The sequence below is a fragment of the Limnobacter humi genome (genome assembly GCF_024518835.1).
GTDB classification, from domain to species: domain Bacteria; phylum Pseudomonadota; class Gammaproteobacteria; order Burkholderiales; family Burkholderiaceae_B; genus Limnobacter; species Limnobacter humi.
Genome location: NZ_JANIGO010000001.1, coordinates 343,632 through 361,235 on the forward strand (window position 1 = coordinate 343,632; position 17,604 = coordinate 361,235).

At 57.0% G+C, this 17,604-nt stretch carries 18 protein-coding genes; 10 read left to right on the forward strand and 8 right to left on the reverse strand.

The features are described 5' to 3' along the window. Positions 1 to 1,008, forward strand: coding sequence for a biotin synthase BioB (bioB, locus tag NQT62_RS01625; RefSeq protein WP_306173506.1), 1,008 nt, complete (start codon positions 1 to 3; stop codon positions 1,006 to 1,008). 199 nt (positions 1,009 to 1,207) lie between these two features. Next, entirely contained in the window at positions 1,208 to 1,627 is a 420-nt protein-coding gene (locus NQT62_RS01630; protein ID WP_256762809.1) for a hypothetical protein, read from the forward strand. Between the two features lie 139 nt (positions 1,628 to 1,766). Here NQT62_RS01630 and NQT62_RS01635 read toward each other — a convergent pair whose 3' ends face one another. The 4 genes from NQT62_RS01635 to NQT62_RS01650 all read right to left on the reverse strand — a co-directional run bounded on the left by NQT62_RS01635 (position 1,767) and on the right by NQT62_RS01650 (position 6,118). After that, the gene (locus tag NQT62_RS01635) at positions 1,767 to 2,927 is read right to left on the reverse strand and encodes a porin (RefSeq protein ID WP_256762810.1); all 1,161 of its coding nucleotides are present in this window, start codon (positions 2,925 to 2,927) and stop codon (positions 1,767 to 1,769) included. A gap of 304 nt (positions 2,928 to 3,231) precedes the next feature. Next, on the reverse strand, positions 3,232 to 4,026 hold the full coding sequence (locus NQT62_RS01640) for a glycosyltransferase family 9 protein (protein WP_256762811.1): 795 nt from the start codon (positions 4,024 to 4,026) through the stop codon (positions 3,232 to 3,234). Further along, on the reverse strand, positions 4,023 to 5,159 hold the full coding sequence (locus NQT62_RS01645; RefSeq protein WP_256762812.1) for a glycosyltransferase family 4 protein: 1,137 nt from the start codon (positions 5,157 to 5,159) through the stop codon (positions 4,023 to 4,025). Before NQT62_RS01645 ends, NQT62_RS01640 begins: the two co-directional genes overlap by 4 nt. A 26-nt stretch (positions 5,160 to 5,185) precedes the next feature. Continuing rightward, positions 5,186 to 6,118 carry an O-fucosyltransferase family protein gene (locus tag NQT62_RS01650; protein ID WP_256762814.1) on the reverse strand — a complete coding sequence of 311 codons (933 nt, stop codon included), beginning with the start codon at positions 6,116 to 6,118 and terminating at the stop codon, positions 5,186 to 5,188. A gap of 170 nt (positions 6,119 to 6,288) precedes the next feature. Between NQT62_RS01650 and NQT62_RS01655 the strand changes: the two genes are divergently transcribed. The 5 genes from NQT62_RS01655 to NQT62_RS01675 all read left to right on the forward strand — a co-directional run bounded on the left by NQT62_RS01655 (position 6,289) and on the right by NQT62_RS01675 (position 9,201). Then, positions 6,289 to 6,507: an antitoxin MazE family protein gene (locus tag NQT62_RS01655; RefSeq protein WP_256762815.1), complete on the forward strand. Its 219-nt coding sequence runs from the start codon at positions 6,289 to 6,291 to the stop codon at positions 6,505 to 6,507. Beyond that, the gene (locus NQT62_RS01660) at positions 6,504 to 6,830 is read left to right on the forward strand and encodes a type II toxin-antitoxin system PemK/MazF family toxin (protein ID WP_256762816.1); all 327 of its coding nucleotides are present in this window, start codon (positions 6,504 to 6,506) and stop codon (positions 6,828 to 6,830) included. The genes NQT62_RS01655 and NQT62_RS01660 overlap by 4 nt, the downstream gene beginning before the upstream one ends. Positions 6,831 to 6,861: 31 nt before the next feature. Beyond that, complete coding sequence (gene rfaQ / locus NQT62_RS01665; RefSeq protein WP_256762817.1) at positions 6,862 to 7,953, forward strand: putative lipopolysaccharide heptosyltransferase III; 1,092 nt, start codon at positions 6,862 to 6,864, stop codon at positions 7,951 to 7,953. Positions 7,954 to 8,014: 61 nt separating this feature from the next. Continuing rightward, positions 8,015 to 8,575, forward strand: a complete 561-nt coding sequence (locus tag NQT62_RS01670; protein ID WP_256762818.1) for a pesticin C-terminus-like muramidase — start codon at positions 8,015 to 8,017, stop codon at positions 8,573 to 8,575. Continuing rightward, positions 8,572 to 9,201, forward strand: coding sequence for a hypothetical protein (locus NQT62_RS01675; RefSeq protein WP_256762819.1), 630 nt, complete (start codon positions 8,572 to 8,574; stop codon positions 9,199 to 9,201). Before NQT62_RS01670 ends, NQT62_RS01675 begins: the two co-directional genes overlap by 4 nt. 10 nt (positions 9,202 to 9,211) lie before the next feature. On the opposite strand, the gene msbA is transcribed toward NQT62_RS01675, so the two are convergent. Together msbA and dnaE are read right to left on the reverse strand one after the other, a co-directional pair. Further along, a complete protein-coding gene (gene msbA / locus NQT62_RS01680) occupies positions 9,212 to 10,972 on the reverse strand; it encodes a lipid A export permease/ATP-binding protein MsbA (RefSeq protein ID WP_256762820.1) in 1,761 nt (586 codons plus the stop codon). Beyond that, a complete protein-coding gene (gene dnaE / locus NQT62_RS01685) occupies positions 10,969 to 14,496 on the reverse strand; it encodes a DNA polymerase III subunit alpha (protein ID WP_256762821.1) in 3,528 nt (1,175 codons plus the stop codon). Before dnaE ends, msbA begins: the two co-directional genes overlap by 4 nt. A gap of 120 nt (positions 14,497 to 14,616) precedes the next feature. On the opposite strand from dnaE, the gene NQT62_RS01690 reads away from it, so the two are divergent. From NQT62_RS01690 to NQT62_RS01700, 3 genes are all read left to right on the forward strand, one after another. Continuing rightward, a complete protein-coding gene (locus NQT62_RS01690) occupies positions 14,617 to 15,027 on the forward strand; it encodes a hypothetical protein (protein ID WP_256762822.1) in 411 nt (136 codons plus the stop codon). Continuing rightward, a complete protein-coding gene (locus NQT62_RS01695) occupies positions 14,975 to 15,556 on the forward strand; it encodes a hypothetical protein (protein WP_256762823.1) in 582 nt (193 codons plus the stop codon). Before NQT62_RS01690 ends, NQT62_RS01695 begins: the two co-directional genes overlap by 53 nt. 150 nt (positions 15,557 to 15,706) lie before the next feature. Beyond that, positions 15,707 to 16,165: a hypothetical protein gene (locus NQT62_RS01700; protein WP_256762824.1), complete on the forward strand. Its 459-nt coding sequence runs from the start codon at positions 15,707 to 15,709 to the stop codon at positions 16,163 to 16,165. A 41-nt stretch (positions 16,166 to 16,206) separates the two neighbouring features. Here NQT62_RS01700 and NQT62_RS01705 read toward each other — a convergent pair whose 3' ends face one another. Then, entirely contained in the window at positions 16,207 to 16,767 is a 561-nt protein-coding gene (locus tag NQT62_RS01705) for a flavodoxin family protein (RefSeq protein ID WP_256762825.1), read from the reverse strand. A 60-nt stretch (positions 16,768 to 16,827) separates the two neighbouring features. Then, positions 16,828 to 17,538, reverse strand: coding sequence for a pirin family protein (locus NQT62_RS01710; RefSeq protein ID WP_256762826.1), 711 nt, complete (start codon positions 17,536 to 17,538; stop codon positions 16,828 to 16,830). Between the last annotated feature and the right edge of the window lie 66 nt (positions 17,539 to 17,604).

Below are 17,604 nucleotides of genomic sequence, written 5' to 3' on the forward strand. Positions count from 1 at the left end.
ATGGAAAGCCAGATTACCTGGGTTGAAAAGCCCACCGCCACCTGCACAACAGGCCAATGCAACAACGCCACACAACGCTGGAGCGTGGCCGACATTGAAGCCCTGTTTGCCCTGCCCTTCAACGATTTGATGTTCAAGGCGCAACAAGTGCACCGTGCCCACCACGATGCCAATGCGGTTCAACTGTCGACCCTGCTGTCGATTAAAACCGGTGGCTGCCCCGAAGACTGCGCGTATTGCCCCCAGTCGGCCAAGTACGACACTGGCGTGGACACTGAAAAACTGATGCCGCTGGACGAGGTGCTGAAAGCCGCCCAAGCCGCCAAAGACAAAGGCGCCACCCGCTTTTGCATGGGTGCGGCCTGGCGCAGCCCCAAAGACCACCAGGTGGACGCGGTGGGCGAAATGGTCAGCGCCGTGAAGGCCATGGGCCTGGAAACCTGCGTCACCCTGGGCATGCTCAAAGACCACCAGGCCAAAGCCCTGCAACAGGCCGGGCTGGACTACTACAACCACAACCTGGACACCTCACCCGACTTTTACGGCGACATCATCAGTACCCGCACCTACCAGGACCGCCTGGACACCTTGGAACATGTGCGCGAAGCCGGAATCAAAGTGTGCTGTGGCGGCATTGTGGGCCTGGGTGAAAACCTGCAGCAGCGCGCCGGGCTGATTGCCCAACTGGCCAACATGGATGAACCACCCGAGTCGGTGCCCATCAACAACCTGGTGAAGGTAGAAGGCACGCCCTTGGCAGCCAATGAGGACATCGACCCACTGGACTTTGTGCGCACCATTGCGGTGGCCCGCATCACCATGCCCAAGAGTTTTGTGCGCTTGTCGGCTGGGCGTGAGCAAATGAGCGAAAGTACACAGGCCCTGTGTTTCCTGGCTGGTGCCAACTCTATTTTCTATGGCGAAAAACTGTTGGTTACGGACAACCCCGAACTGGACCGTGACACGCGCCTGTTTGAAAAACTTGGTCTGAAACGCTTTGAAAGTTGACTGTGAAGTAGCCCACCTTACCCATTGAATTCATTGAATTTTAACCGAGGCAACATGTGTAAAATTCGTTTTCAAATCAATGAGTTGGGGGGTGGGTCACCCATTTGTTCGATCTTTTCGTCTCCAAAACACTGGCCCATAATGGAATCATCGAGTCAGCCCACCGCACACACAGCATGCGAGTGACAGGAGAACGACCATGAATACCACCCAGTTGTTTCGCCACAGTGCCAAAGCCTGTTTGCTGGCCGCCAGCCTTGCATGCAGCACGTTGGCCCATGCGCAAGCGGGCACCGGCCTCACCCTGAACCTGGATGACAAAAACCCGCTGAGCCAATGGGGCCGCTGGACCTACATCGACCAATCCGGACCAGGCTGGGGCTTGAAGCTGAACCAGGACCGTGGCCACATTCCCTTAACAGCCAATTGGCGGCAAGGCGACTGGGTGTTCAAATTGAGCAAGGATGCACTGAACGACCAGCATGACCTGTTCTTTGGTTTGCGACTGTCGGAAGATGCACTGCAATCCACCTCGTTGGGCTGCATGAGCAACCGCAAGAAAAACAGCCTGTACGCGACCGAAATGTGTGGTGTGCGGATGGACGTGAATTTGAAATAAAGAATACCGCTGCGGATGCAGCAAAAACCCCGGACGGCTGAATGCCGACCCGGGGTTTTTTATTGGCGGCACGCCGTACCACCAAAGAAAAAGCCACCCGAAGGTGGCTTTCTCATCAACCAATTTCACTTACGTCAAATTAGAAGTTGTGGCGCAGACCCAGAACGATCGAATTGTCCTTGGTTTCTACCAGTGCGTTGGTCGCAGAGGTGCTCTCACGTGTTGTGCGGTTGTAACCAACGTAGGAGCGTGTACGCTTGCTGAAGTCGTAGTAAGCAGACACTTGGAACTGCTTGTTGTCTACGTCTTGCGCACCAGCAGCTTGCGACAGGGCACCGTTCAACTGCTTGCCGTTTTCGGACATTGCGTACATGGCTTGCAGACCGTAGTTAGAAGCCAGGGGTACCAGTGTGGAAATTGCGTACTGGTTGTCGGAATCACGACCACCGTAGTACTTCTGCTGTGCGAACAAACCGCCAACTTGGGCCACGCCAAAGTTGTAGGATGCGCCGATCTGAGCTTGGCTCTTTACTGCACCGGTTACAGCCAAAGCGTTCTGGGCGTTGGTGTAGCCGTCTGTACCATCACGACGCTCGTAACCAGCACCGAATGTCAGCGCGCCGAGTGTGTAGTCAGCAGACACGGAAGTCTGACGCTGACCGTTTTCGAACGCAGCTGGGTTCTGAGCTGGGTTTACAGCAGTCAGAGCACCAGAACCTTGGTCGGTACCAGCCAGTACGTGACGGGCGCTGATGCGCACGCCAGCGATGTTGCCAGCATAGCCAATGGCGTTGGACACGCGCTGGTTACGCAGGATCACTTCGTCGTTGGTAGCACCGGAACCAACAACAGTCAGCTGACCAGCGTTGTTGTTCACGTTGAAGATGTAAGCAGAAGCCTGGTTGTACAGAGGGGCTTGGGAGTCATTGCCACCGTCTTGTGAACCAACAACCACGGTACCGAAGCTGCCCTTCATACCCAGGTAGGCATGACGTGTGGACAGAGGACCAGCTGCGCCAGCGGCACCAGAAGCCACGTTATCAGTGTCAACACCGAATTCGTAGGCGAAAATTGCAGACAAACCGCCGCCCAGGTCTTCAACACCGCGCACGCCCAGACGTGAAGACTGGTCAACGATAGTGGGTTGTGTGCTGGTTGTTGTTCCCAGACCGTCAGTCTTGGAAGAGTTGTATTCCAGACCTTGGTGGATACGGCCATACAGAGTTACGTTGGATGCATCAGCAAAAACTGGAGCGGCGAAGGCCAGACCCAGTGCAGCAGCTACGAGCTTCTTGTTCATATTTCACCCTTATTAGTGTTGGTTGAATCTTTGCCGCCTTGCGGGGCGGCACGAGAGACAATGTACACGGGGAGGCTTGGGGCAACCAACCAAATCATGAGGTGAAGATTAAAAAACGCGGGAATTTGTCGCTGTCGTGCAACACGACTTTTGGGGGATTGGGCCACAACCCCTTGTAAAGGGACGGCGCCAAAACCCGCATGAATACTGGAAGCACTTGAAATTCAGGGGCTTAAACACCCAAGCCGCCCGAAAGCAGGTTTGGGGTTACATCCAGCCCCCTGTGCGGTTTAACAGTGTCGGTTTATGCCAACAAGAGGCGGTTTTCCCGGCCCATTTCCCGGCAAATTCGGGTGACATCGGGCGACCAGGCCTTCACCTCATCGGCGTAGGCCAGCATGCCCAGTGTGGAAGACCAGTCCAAGGCGAGAACCGCGCCGGGCAGGCTGCGGCACAAGCGCTGGGCGAGCAAGCCAACAGAACGACCCGGCTCCACCAGCACAATGCCGGTGCAGTGGGTGGCTGGTGCAGCACCGGTTTGGCTGCCCTGCCATCGAGATTGCAGCAGGTGGGGCGCATCATCGGCCATGCCCAACACCACCACCCGCCTGCGCAAGGTGGGGTCCACCGTGCGGTAATGCCGGCTGGCCTGTGCCAAGGCTTGGGCGCCGGCGTCCAGCAGTGGGGTGGCGGTGTGCCCGCCCTGGGGTTCCAAACCAGCACGCAGCAGCGGCACATGGCCCATGCGGCGTGCCAGGGCGTTCAGGAAGGCGGCTGAACGGGATGGAACCGGTGAAGGCTGCAAGCAAAAAACCGTCAGCGGCAGGGTTTGCAGCTTGCGCAGTTGCGCCCGGCTGGCCCACCAGTGGCCCAAGCGTGACTGGCCCGGGCGGCGGGGCTGCAGGCCTTGCAGGGGAATGTAGGCGTCGACCCGCGTGTCCAGTTCAAACCAGGCTTTGTTGCCGGGGCTGCTCAACAACACCAGCCCAGCCTGCGGATATTGCGCTTTGAGCATGGTGATGGTGTGCCGGGCATCCATGGCTTCCACCACAGAGGGGCCAAAGGCCAGGCCGACACACGGCTGGGCCAGTTCGCTCACCGTGGTCCTTCCAGCCGGTCGTGGGTGAATTGCCCCAGCAGGCTTTCGATATTGGTGTTGCGGCCAAACTGGGCTTGCACAGCACGTTGGCCTTCGGTCGCCAGCTTTTGGGCGGCAGTGGGGTCGGCCAGTACCTTGGTGAGCGCTGCAACCCAGGCGGACTCTGCATCTTTGTCGTGCGGGGGCGGGCACACATGGCCGGTGATGCCGTCGCGCACGGTTTCGGGCAAGCCACCCACACGGCTCACCACCACCGGTACCCCCAAGCCCAAGGCTTCAATCTGGCTCATGCCCAAGGGCTCGTAGCTGGACGGCATCACCAGCACATCGGCCCGTTGAATGAGGGGTGCCACTGGGTTCAACATGCCCGGGAACACCACATGGCCAGCAATGCCCAGGCGCTGCGCTTCGGTGGCAATGGCGTCTTTCAGTTCACCTTCGCCAGCGGCAATGTAAGTGAGTGTGGGGAATTGCGGCAGCAAGGCCTTGACCACCCGCAGCATGAAGCTGTGCCCTTTTTCCAAGCGGAACATGGCGGCATGCACAATCACCGGTCGACGGTTTAGGTCATTCAGGATTGCCGTGAGCGCAGGCGGCAAGTCCGCATCGGCCGCGGCGCGAATGGCCTCAAAGTCCACACCTGGGTACAACACGCCAATTTTGTGGGGCAACACCCCACTGCTTTGCAGCAACTGGTCTTTCAGGGCCTGGCTGGGTGTGAAGGTTTGGTCAAACAGTTGGTTGTACGTAAACGCCTTGGCTGGCCGGGGTTGGTAGGTGCGCATGCGGATCAGGCTGGGCCTTGGGTTGAGCAGGCCCACTTTGGCCAAGGCATGCACGGTGATTGCACACAGGTTGGAGTCGTGCCCGCTGTGGCAGACCACCGCCACCGGCCTGTATTGCCGCAACAGTCGGGCCACCTGCACCACGCTGGGCGGGTGCAAGGCATTGCGAAAGCCGATGTGCTCCACGGGCAAACCCAGCTTGCGGGCTTCTTCGGCAATGCGGCTGCCAGGCCTGCACAAAATGCGGGGCTCATAGCCTTTGCCTTTCAGGCCAACGGCTTGCTGCAGCAGTTGCAATTCTTGCCCCCCAATGTTTTTGGAGCTTTCTGCAAAAAAAATGCTGGTCATGCTGCCCCCCTCATCGACATGCCCCCTCACGCCCGCAACCAAGCCAGGCTGGCTGGCTGGCTGAGGTCCACGCCAGTCCAGGCGGTGTCCAGTTGCACGGTGTCGCTGCCAGTGCGGCCTGCAGCACGCCAACGTGGCATGCGGGAACCAAACATGCTGACCTTGCCAAAGGCGGGGGCTTGTTGGGTGCACCCCGGCAATGGCACCACAGACACCGACGGTTCACCCATGACATTGGCAGCCCAATGCGAATAACCGGACACGGGCGTGGCCAGCAACACCGGGCAACACGCCAGGGCAAACAGGTCAGCCACCGGGTTGACGGCCGATTGATGGTCTGGCCCCTTGTAATCGTAGGGTGACTTCAAATCCAGCTGAAAGGTGGGAAATTCATCAAACAGGGCTTGCAGGGTGTCGCGTCCGCCGTTGTGGGCCACAAAAAACACAGCATTGGGCTGAAGAGCCAACACTTTGCGCATGGCGGCGGCATACCACCACACCGGCACGGCCGGCCATTCAGCACCAATGTCGTAGCGCTCGGTGCTGACCATGTGGTAGTCGCCCTGGCGAATGTGAACAGCCACCACGGGCCGGCCTGCGTGGGGTGCAAAAGCCCGTTCAATGCCGTCGATTACAAAGTCGGCCGCCTTCACCTTGCGGGCCACATCCAGGTAAATGGGGTCGAGAAACTCATCGGGGCCGTCCAGCGAGCGGCAAATCACCTTCTTGCCACCCAGTGTGTCGAACAGCGCCCGGTCGCAATCACGCACCCGCACCGCCCCCAGCTTGGTCCACGGGCGCACCTTGCCCCGGGTGGTGCCCTCCACACGGAAGGAATCGAGCTCGGCCCAGTCCAGCACAATGCGATGCCCATAACGCTGCTGAATAGCAAAGGCCAATGGCAAGGCTTCAAAGCGGTTGGAAATTCCGACAAATTCGTCAATATAGAGAGTAGGCATGTGGGGGCTTGTCAACGTTTTGCGCGGGTTCATTGATATTAGCGTGCACTGTACGACATTCGGCCCCGGTTGTTGGCCGAGCTTGGGTTCTAATCGGCTCAAATGCACGTTGCATGTAACGTAAAAGCAAGGCATGATGTTGCATGTAACAACCCTCACCGGAACCCACCATGGCACACGTCAACTCCCGCGTTCAAAAACACCGCGACGCCCTGCGCATGGCCGGCTTACGGCCGGTGCAAATTTGGGTGCCTGACACACGGCGTCCGCAGTTTGCAGAGGAGTGCCGTCGCCAGTCAGTGTTGGCTGCAGCGGCAGACCAAAACGACCCTGAACTTGAAACGTTTCTAAGCCAAGTACTGACAGATTTGGATGGCTGGACAGAATGAAACGGGGCGATTTTGTGTCGATTGCGACACAAGGGGACTTTGGAAAACCCAGACCGGCACTCATCATTCAGTCCGATCAATTTGACGCGCATGCCACGGTCACCGTTCTTCCGTTGACAAGCACCCTCATCCCGGCCCCGTTGTTTCGAATCACAGTACAACCCGATGGATCGAATGGTTTGGAAAAACCATCGCAAGTGATGCTGGACAAGGCGATCACCGTAAAACGCGATAAAGTGGGCCCGGCATTTGGACGCTTGGACGCGAACACGATGGTGGAAGTTGAGCGTTGCCTGGCTGTATTTCTGGGCATTGCAAAATAATCAGCCCTCACCCCAGCAAGGAATAGGTTCTGTGAAAAAAATTCTGGTGATGAAACTGCGCCACCATGGCGATGTACTGCTGAGCACCGCGCTGTACAAAGCGTTGGTTGAGCAGTTTCCCGGCATGCAGGTGGATGCGCTCATTTACAAAGAGACCACACCGCTGCTGCAAAACAACCCCCACCTGAACAACGTGCTGTGCATCGACCGCAAGCTCAAGGGCTGGGCCCGAGTGAAAGCGGAGTTGGGACTGATTCGGCGGGTTCGCCAAACCCGCTACGATGCAGTGATTCACCTCACCGACCAATGGATTGGCGCACTGATTGCCGGGTTTAGCCGCGCCCCGATGCGAGTGGAAATGGAGTACGCCAAGCGCGACAAGGCCCTGTGGCACGCCTGCTTTACCCACCGCATTACCCCCCCACCGCGCGGGCAAGCCCATGCGGTGGAACTCAACTTGCTGTGCCTAACAGCACTGGGTGTAGACCCTGCAAAGGTGGCCGGCGAAATGGTGCTGGTGCCCGGGCCAGCCGAGCTGCAAAAAGCCCAAAGCCTGTTGGATAGCGCCGGTATTCGGGGCCGTTTTGTGTTGATTCACCCGGCTGCCCGCTGGCCTTTTAAGTGCTGGGATGACGACAAATTTGCCGACGTGGTGGCGCACCTGATGAACCGGGGTGTGCATGTGGTGCTGACCTGCAGCCCCGACCCGGTGGAACTGCGCATGACCCAGCACATTGAGCGATTGGCACGCGACCGCATCACCCACGAAACCACCGTGATGGTGAACTGGGGTGGGCAGATGAGCCTGCCCTTGCTGGCCGCATTGCTGAAACTGGCAGCCTACTATGTGGGCGTGGACTCCGCCCCGATGCACATGGCCGCCGCCCTGAAGAAACCCCAAGTGGCCTTGTTTGGTCCGTCGTGGGTGAATGAATGGCGGCCCTGGAGTGACGTGGCCACCGTGATTTGGGCCGGTGATTACGGCCCCCTGCCCCACCCCGACAGCATCAACACCGATGACCCCACTCGCCTGCTGTCCGCCATTCCCACGCAGGTGGTGGTGGATGCGGTGGACCAGATGATGACCGATACAGAAGTTCCGAGCGCAAATACTCCTTCTTAGGTACACATTTGCTCTCTAGATTCACTGGATTTAGCCTCGTGCGGTTGAACGGAGGCCATACATGGGATTGCGAGTCGATTTCGAGTTCATTTCAAAACTTGAGGGTGGTTGTAGTGAGTTGGGTTATGTACCAGCAGCAGAAAACAGTCAAAGTGGTGTAACCATTGCATCAGGACTTGACCTGGGGGCACGAAACCTCGCTGACTTGAAACAATTGGGCCTGAGTCAAGACATGGTTAGGCGCCTAACCCCTTATTTGGGTCTTAAAAGGAAGGATGCAGAAAAAGCGTTAAAAGCCTTACCCCTCAGAATCAGTGCAAGTGAATGCGTGCACATCGATCAACGCATTAAAAACCACTACATCACGGCGTTGGCACTGCGCTACAACAGCGCATTACAGCCAGGGAAAATTCCATTTGAAGATCTCCCTTCCGCTATGCAGACCGTGATCACGTCCGTTTCCTTTCAACATGGACTCAACTTGGCCAAGACAGCCCCAAAATTTTGGCGGGCGGTAACAGACCAGGACTGGGCGAGCACCCTCAAAATCCTTCGAGACTTCCAAGATTTGTTTCCAACACGAAGAAGAATTGAGGCAAACCTTCTGGAGCAGGCGTTGTGAAATCACCATTCTGGCTTTTACTCCTCTGCACTGCTTGCTCAACACACAACACGGCCGACGACTACGCCTGGCTATCGTCGGAACGTTTGGAGCGCATTCAAGAACACGGCGTCGACACCAAGCAACGCACACCGCTGCAATTCACGAATGGGCAAACAGTCAGCAATTGCCGCGATTACCTAAAGCAAAACAGCGATGTTCTCGAGACATCGTTTAACTTCATGGTGCGGTCGGAGTATATGGATTGTGAAGCCCTGAGACTGAACAAGGTGTATCCGGTCAAAACACTGATGACCCTCCCGGGCATCGCGGAATCCATATGCTCTGCGCTGGATTTACACTCATTCAGGCACAGCCTGCGTCCAAGACTGTTGGACAATCAAGTCACGTTGAACGATTTGACCGATGGAAAACTGAGCAAAGACATCAACAGCTGCACTTATGACGATTCAGACACTTACTTCAATTTAAGCGCGGTGTTGTTTGTGAAAACGCCGACGGGTCAGGAAAAGTTGTGGGTAGAAATGGTGGACGAAATTCGGACTGGCACTTACCGAACCTACACCGGCATGTGGTTTCATCGCACCAGCCCGACCAGCCTGTGGCGGGCCATCGACGCGCCTTGAGCCTATTGGCCTACTGCATCCCCGGCACGGTCTGCGTCTGAATGGAATACAAGTAGTGATATTTGCCCTGCAGCGCCATGAGCTCGCTGTGGGTGCCGCTTTCAATCATCTCACCCCTGTCCAGCACCACAATAAAGTCGGCCGTCACCAAGGTTGACAAGCGGTGAGCAATCACCAGGGTGGTCCGTCCATGGCGCAGGCGTTCCATGTCTTCCTGCACTTCGCGCTCGGCCTCCGAGTCCAGTGCCGAGGTGGCCTCGTCCAAAATCAGAATGGGTGCATTTTTCAAAAAAGCCCGTGCAATCGAAATGCGCTGGCGCTGGCCACCCGACAAGCGCAAGCCATTGTCGCCCAACTGCGTGTCCAAGCCTTGGTCCAGTTTTTCGATAAACGGCAGCGCATTGGCCATGCGGGCGGCTTCCAGAATGGCTTCGTCGGTTGCACTGCGCAGTTCACCATAGGCAATGTTGTTGCGCACGGTGTCGTTCAGCAAATGGCTTTCCTGCGTCACCACCGCAATTTGGCGGCGCAGGCTTTCCAGATTCCATTCGCGCACGTCCACACCATCCACTTTGACAGCGCCGGAACTCACATCCAGAAACCGCGGAATCAGGTTAATGAGCGTGGACTTGCCACCACCCGACACGCCCACAATGCCCACGGTTTGCCCGGGTTTGACCTGCAAATCCACCTGATGCAGGGTGGGTGTGTCGGCACCCGGGTAGGTCAGGCACACCTGCTCAAATTGCACCAAGCCCTTTGCACGCTCGGTGGTGTAGCTGCCAGAGGACTGTTCGATGGGGCGATCAATCACGCGGAACACATTGTCGGCGGCTGCCAGGCCGCGCTGCAATTGCTGGTTGATGCCGGTGAGGCGTTTCACCGGGGTGAGCAGCATCATCATGGCGGTCATGAAGGACGCAAAATCACCCGCGGTCATGGCTTTGTCGTCGGCCATTTGGCCTGCAAAATACACCACAAAAGCCACGGCGGCTGCCAGCAACCACTGCACAATGGCCGAATTGGCGGCGCTGGTGGAAATCAGTTTCACGCGGGACTGGCGAATTTCATCGGCACTGTTCATGAATCGCTGTTCTTCCGACTGTTGCGCCCCATAGACCTTGATGATTTTTTGCGCCTGAATCACCTCGGAAATGCTTTGCACCAGGTCGGCATGCGAGCTTTGCGATTTGTGTGCAAAGCGGTTGAGCCGCTTGGCCGCCACCGACACACCCAGTGCAATCAAGGGGATGATGGCAAAACAAATGAGCGTGAGCTTCCAATTGGTGTACAGCAACATGGCCAGCAAGCCAATCACCACCGCACCGTCCCGCACGGCCACCGTGATGATGTTGAAGCCCGCCTCGGTCACCGCATCCACGTTGGTGGACACGGTTGAAATCACTTTGCCAGCGGGTTGCTCTACAAAGTAGGCGCTGGGAAACCGCAGGATGCGGCTCACCATGTCGCCGCGCAGGTTTTGCACCACGAGGCCAGAGAGCTTGGCGCTGCAATATTCATTGATGTACGTCGCCAAACCACGCACCAAAAACAGCCCCATGATCATCAGCGGCAACCATTGCGCGGTCGCGGTTTTTTGATGGGAAAAGTTTTCGTCGATGAGGGGCTTCATCAGCCCAGCAAACAAGGGCTCGGTGGACGCGGCAATCAGCAAGGTGACGATGGAAGTGGCCAACAATGGCCAATGCTTGAGGCTGTATGCCAGCAGTCGTTTGTACAGGCCTGCGGGCGTGTATTGCGGTTCGGTCATGAAAAAATCCATTTGGCGTTGCCCTGCCCGAGCCAACCGCTCATTTCCTCCAGCAGGTCTTCCTCGGCCCGCACTTTCCAGTCGGTGCCCAGTTGGGCCACGCAGGCGGCATCGCCGTTGTGGTAATCAATTTCCACCAGGCAACCCTGTTCGGGGTCGCGGTAGGGTTCCAAAATGCCCATCAGCTTTTGCACATCCGACCGGCCATTCATCTTCAGGCGCAGGCGGCTCACGAAATGAGCCCGGGCGGCACCCAGACTGTACAGGTTGTCGGCCGACACACGCAATCCACCGGTGTAACTGTCCTCGGACACCCGGCCCTGCAGCACCAGCAGCGAATCCTCTTTCAACAGGTTGCGGTTGGCTTCAAACTGCTCATTGAAAATCGACAGTTCAATTTGGGCTGTTGCATCGTCGAGCAATACCACCGCCATTTTGCCGCGGCGGGTCATCATGGTGCGCAGGCCAGCAATCACACCGGCCATCCACACCGGTTCGCGCGAGGGCGACAGGTCTTTCAGCTTCAAGCGGATGAACTGGCGCACCTTGTCTTCATCGGCTTTGAACAAATGCCCGCTGAAGTAATAGCCCAGGGCAATTTTTTCCTGCTGCAGTTTTTCGCGGTCGCTCCAGGTGGGCACTTGCACCAGCGGGGGCGGCGCATCCCCACCCAGGTCTTCACCAAACAGGCTAACCTGTGAGGCGGTGGCCGCTTGATGCGCGGCCCACTCCATGGCCTGGCCTGCACTGGCCAAGAGTTTGGCGCGGTCTGGGTTGAGCGAATCAAACGCACCCGCGCGAATGAGGGCTTCCATCACCCGGCGGTTGATTTGTTTTCCATCCACCCGCTTGACGAAATCGAACAAGTCCTTGAACGGACCATTGGCCTGCCGCTCGGCGACAATGGCCTCGCAAGCGGCTTGCCCAGTGCCCTTGATGGCACCCAATCCGTAGCGAATGGCGCTGGCCTTCACGTCGCCCGGCTGCTTCACAGCGGCAAAGCGGAAATTGGAGGCGTTGACATCGGGCCCCAACATGGTGAGCAAGGTGCCTGGTTTTTTGCCCGGTACCTGGCACATGGTGAGCGCGTCTTCCACAAACACCTTCACCTTGTCGGTGTCGTCCATGTCGGAACTCATGGACGCGGCCATGAACTCGGCCGGGTAATGCGCCTTCAACCACGCGGTGTGATAGGCCACCAAAGCGTACGCAGCAGAGTGCGACTTGTTAAAGCCGTATTCCGCAAACTTTTCCATCAAGTCAAACAGCTGCTTGGCCAGCGCGGGGTCCACACCGCGCTCGGTGGCACCGGTGGTAAAAATTTCCCGCTGCTTGGCCATTTCTTCCGGCTTCTTTTTGCCCATGGCGCGCCGCAGCAGGTCGGCGCCGCCCAGGCTGTAGCCCGCCAGCAGCTGAGCCACCAGCATCACCTGCTCCTGATACACAATCACGCCATAGGTGGACTTCAGCGTGTTTTCCAGGTTGGGGTGGAAATACCATTCGGAGCGACCACGACCTGTTTTGCTTTGTTCCTTTTTCCGCGCAATGAAGTCGTCCACCATGCCGGATCCCAGCGGGCCCGGACGGTTCAACGCCATCAGCGCGATGATGTCTTCGAAGTTGTCGGGCTTGAGCTTTTTTTCCAGGTCTTTCGCAGAGCGGGATTCAGACTGGAACACCGCCGTGGTGTTGCCCTCGGAGAACAGGTGGTACACCGCGGGGTCGTCCAGCGGCAAGTCTTCCAAGCGGAAGTCTTTCTGGTCTTCGTAGCCCTCGCGAATCCAGCGCACGGCCCAGTCCAGAATGGTCAGGTTTCGCAAACCCAAAAAGTCGAACTTCACCAGGCCGACGGCTTCGACGTCGTCTTTGTCGTACTGTGACACCACCGAGTCGGTGCCTTCGGCGCAATACAAGGGGCAGAAATCGGTGAGTTTGCCCGGAGCGATCAACACACCCCCCGCGTGCATGCCGATGTTTCGGGTGAGGCCTTCCAGCGGACGGGCCACTGCGATGATTTCCTTGGCTTCGTCTTCCTCTTCCACGCGCTGCTTGAAGGTGGGCTCTTCATTGAGCGCACGCTCCAGGTCCCAAGGGTCGGTGGGTGTTTGCGGAATCAGCTTGGACAGGCCATCGCAGTAGTTGTACGGCATGTCCAGCACACGGCCTGCATCGCGAATCACCGCCTTGGCACCCAGGGTACCAAAGGTGGCAATCTGGCTCACGGCATCGCGGCCATAGGTGCGCTTCACGTAGTCGATCACGCGGTCGCGGTTGTCCTGGCAGAAGTCGATGTCGAAGTCGGGCATGGACACCCGTTCCGGGTTCAGGAAGCGCTCAAACAGCAGGTCGTAACGCAGTGGGTCCAGGTCGGTAATGCCCAAGGCATAGGCTACCAGTGAACCCGCTCCAGACCCACGGCCTGGCCCCACGGGTACGCCATTGTTTTTGCCCCAGTTGATGAAGTCCTGAACAATGAGAAAGTAACCGGGAAAGCCCATCGACACGATGGTGTCGCATTCAATTTTCAGGCGGGCTTCGTACTCGGGGCGTTGCTTCTCCCGCTCGGCCGGGTTGGGGTACAAATGCACCAAGCGCTTTTCCAAACCTTCCTTGGACAAATGCACCAGATAATCGTCCAGCGTCATGCCATCGGGCGTGGGGAAATCGGGCAGTTTGGGCTTGCCCAGCTCCAGTTCCAGGTTGCAGCGCTGGGCAATGCGCAAGGTGTTGCGCACTGCACTGGGAATATCGGCAAACAGGGCCAACATCTCGTCCGTATTTTTAAAATATTGTTCCTGCGTGAAGTGACGCGGCCTGCGTGGGTTGGATAGAATTTCTCCCTGCGCAATGCACACCCGCGCCTCATGCGCGCGAAAATCTTCCGGCTTCAAAAATTGAATGGGGTGGGTGGCCACCACCGGCAATTGAAGCTGTGCAGCCAACTGGCAAGTGAGCTGGGTCAGGGTTTCGCTTTCATCGCGGCCATCCCGCTGCAATTCGAGATAAAAACGCCCTTGAAAGCGGTGGGCCCACTGGCGCGCGCAGGCCTGCGCTTGCTCCATTCGGCCTGCCAGCAAGTACTGGCCGATGTCGCCGTGCTGAAAACCAGAAATGGCAATCAGGCCATCGCAACCCACCTCATCAAACCAGGCTTGGCGAATCACCGCCTTGCCACGCACCTGGTTTTGCAAAAACGCTCGGGAAAGAATTTCGCAGAGCTGCAAATAGCCCCGGTGGTTCATCACCAGCAACAGCACACGGGCTGGGGCTTCATCGTCGCGCTCGCTTTCAACCCAGGCATCGACCGCTGCAATTGGCTTGACACCGGCACCTCGTGCTTTTTTGTAGAACTTGACCAAACCAAACAGGTTGGCCAGATCTGATATGGCCAGTGCGGGCATGCTGGTTTTGACGGCAGCTTTCACAGCATCACCCACCCGCACCATGCCGTCGATCACCGAAAACTCGGTGTGCATGCGCAAATGGACAAAGGTGGAAGGCAGGGCGTGGTTGGGCTCAGTCATTCGGGCATTTTACTACCAAGGGAGGGGGGATTCAGGCCAACAAAAGGCCGAATAAACATCCAAGTCTGGAAGAACCTTTTTGACAAGGATCGTCACCCACCGTTTTAAGGGGGATTGACTGTGAAAACATTCAAAGGCTTTGAGAACAATCTCCAAGAAAGCGGTGGTGGAGACGCTCGCTCCCTCGCCGCATGGGAGGTTGACCCGATCCAAGTGAATGTACCGGGCGACTGGAATGACAAAAAACTGGAGTTGGGCTTGAAAAAACCCCTGATCAGAAACGAGGGTGATTTGGAGACCAATCTAAAAGCGGGTATTGCACTGTTGTGCCGAAAAGGATTTGGAAAATCGGGTCAAAGCCCCAGCAACCGACCTGATGCGACATTCGATGGATGGGCCACGGCGTTACAACGCTACAACGGCAGGACAGACATTCGCAAGAATGGCAAGACCTATAGTCAGAATTACGCAGATACCATTGTGGAAAGAAGCCAAACGACAGAGCGCCACATCGCGATCGAACTACCCTGAACCAACAACGGACTTTCCGGAAGTACACGTCATGTACCACCTTATTGAAAAATTACGCCATTTACTCACCAACTGCATGTTTCTGGTTACAGCGTGCATGCACGCCACAGCGTTTGCGCAACGGATCGATCTGTCCTCCGCATTTCAGAGCGCGCTTGAATCCCAATCCATTGTTGACGTTCAGCTTGAATTTGCCAGAGGAATCAGATTTCCTGCCCACGTGGAGGCTACCCAGCAAGGCAACGGCACCTTAACCATTGGCCCTCTGAGCATTCGACTCATGGATTTACAGGATGATGGCTTGGTCTATGCGAATGGAGGACTTCTGAACCTGGATATTTTGCCAACTGACCGGGCAATGTTTGTGGTGTCGGGCATTGTGAATGAAACAGATGACAAAACATCCGCCATATTGAGACAAACCTCACTGCTGGCGCTGTTTCAATGGGATGAGAACACCAAAGAATTCAGATGCGTCTACTCGCCAGACCACTTGCTGGATGCTTGCGGAACACTGTTTGTGCGCTAACGCCAACAACGAAATTTTTCTCAAAGGACCTTTGAGTGTTGCCCAGCATCACCCGGGTTCAATATTGACCCAACCCAGCCTCCCTCTGCTTGAATACGCCTTACTGTGAGTGTTTTGATGGTGCCCCAACCATCAGAAAAGGAACCCGTTATGTCCATGTCGCTTGGCTTTGTGCGAGCCCCTGCCCAACCCTTCAAAACAACGGATATTGAGGCGCAAGAAACAGCCCAACCGAGACGTTCCAACCCCTACGTGACCGCTGCGAAATTGGGCGGCATGGCATTGTGCGGGGCAGCGGCCGTGGTGGCCACCGGGCTGCTGTCCTCCATGGACCCAACCTCCGCAGGCAACACCCGGGCGCTGCAAGAAACGAACTGCACTGCCAAACAGCTTCACAACATTGAGACCGCAAAAAAGGCCTTGCTGTATTCGGGGATTAGCGCTGCGTCCGGCTTGGGCGCTGCCGTATTGTTGACACCGCTTTCAGCCTTGGCCAGCGAAGATTTGGCAAAAGGCGTGTTCAGCGTGGGTGGCTTCGTACTGTCCACAGGCAGCACCGCCACCCTCATCTCAGGCATTATTTACGGCGTGCTGAAAAACAATTGCTGAACGCGGATGGTGCAAGGAGGGTCTGCCCCCCCTCCTTGCCGTTATTGTCCAAGCCTCTTTGCAAACTCCGCCACCCGCGCGCCATACAGGCTGGCTGTGTCCAGGTCCGCCTGGGGTGGGGTTACTTCGGCGGGTGCGTTGTCGGCCTGGGTCATCACACCCACCCACGAGCCCACTCGGTTCAACTGGGTTGGGTCACCGGGCTTTTGTGCGCCCGGTGTGGCGCTGCCCACCCACACCATGCCGTGTTGCATAGCAAACGTCACAAAATATTGAAGCGTGCTCAGCTTGTCGCCGCTCATGGACATGGAGTTGGTAAAGCCACCGGCCACCTTGTTTTTCCAGCCCTGGCTAAACCACACCTTGCTGGACGCATCGGCAAACTTTTTAAAGTCCGCTGAAGCACCGCCCATGTAGGTGGGCGAACCGAAAATAATTGCATCGGCCTTGGCCAACAATTCCCAGGTAGGGTCGTTCACGTCATTCACGGAAATGAGGTGTGCCTCAACACCAGGAACGCTTTGTGCACCTTGCTGAACAAACTGCGCCACGCGGGCGGTGTGTCCGTAACCACTGTGATAAACCACTGCAACTTGTGTCATTTTGCTTCTCCTCGTTAACCAGCCCATAACACGGGGTTACTCAGTTGTGCTGAGTTGTGCTCAAGCTGGCAAATCAAACAACAACACCTCGGCCTGTGTGGCCACGGTCAACTTCAATTCTTCTTCGCCTTCAATCATCAGCGCATCGCCTGTACCCAGGGTGAGTTCACCCACTGCCAGTTCGCCTCGGGCCACATGCAGGTATGCCTTGCGGGCGGGGTTCAGTGCTTTCACCACCACCTGTTCTTTCAAGCGGCCTGCGTACACCTGGGCATCCTGGTGAATGTGGGCAATGTTGTGTTGTTCGGCTTCGTCGGCATTGCCGGTCACAATCAGGCCCAATTGCCCGGTCACGCTGGCCACATCCAGATCATGGTCTTTGTAACCAGGCGCAACGCCCATCACCGCAGGCTCAATCCAGATTTGCAACAAGTGGGCCACGTCTGTTTTGTGCGCGTTGATTTCCGAATGGCGAATCCCGGTGCCTGCGCTCATGCGCTGAATCTGGTTGGGTTTGATGGTGGACCCACCACCCAAGCTGTCGCGGTGGCTCAATTCACCGTCCAGCATGTAGGTGATGATTTCCATGTCCCGGTGGCCATGGGTTCCAAAACCGTTCTGAGGGTCCACCCAGTCCTCGTTGATGACCCGAAGGGGACCAAAACCCATGAACTTCGGATCGTAATATTCAGAAAAGGAGAAGCTGTGGTAGCTCTCGAGCCAGCCATGATGGGCATAGCCGCGTTCCTTGGATCGTCTGACTTTCAGCATGATGAACCTCCTTGTGAATCAATGAGGCCAGTGTAGGCGCTTGATTTACCCCCAGCAACGGGTAGA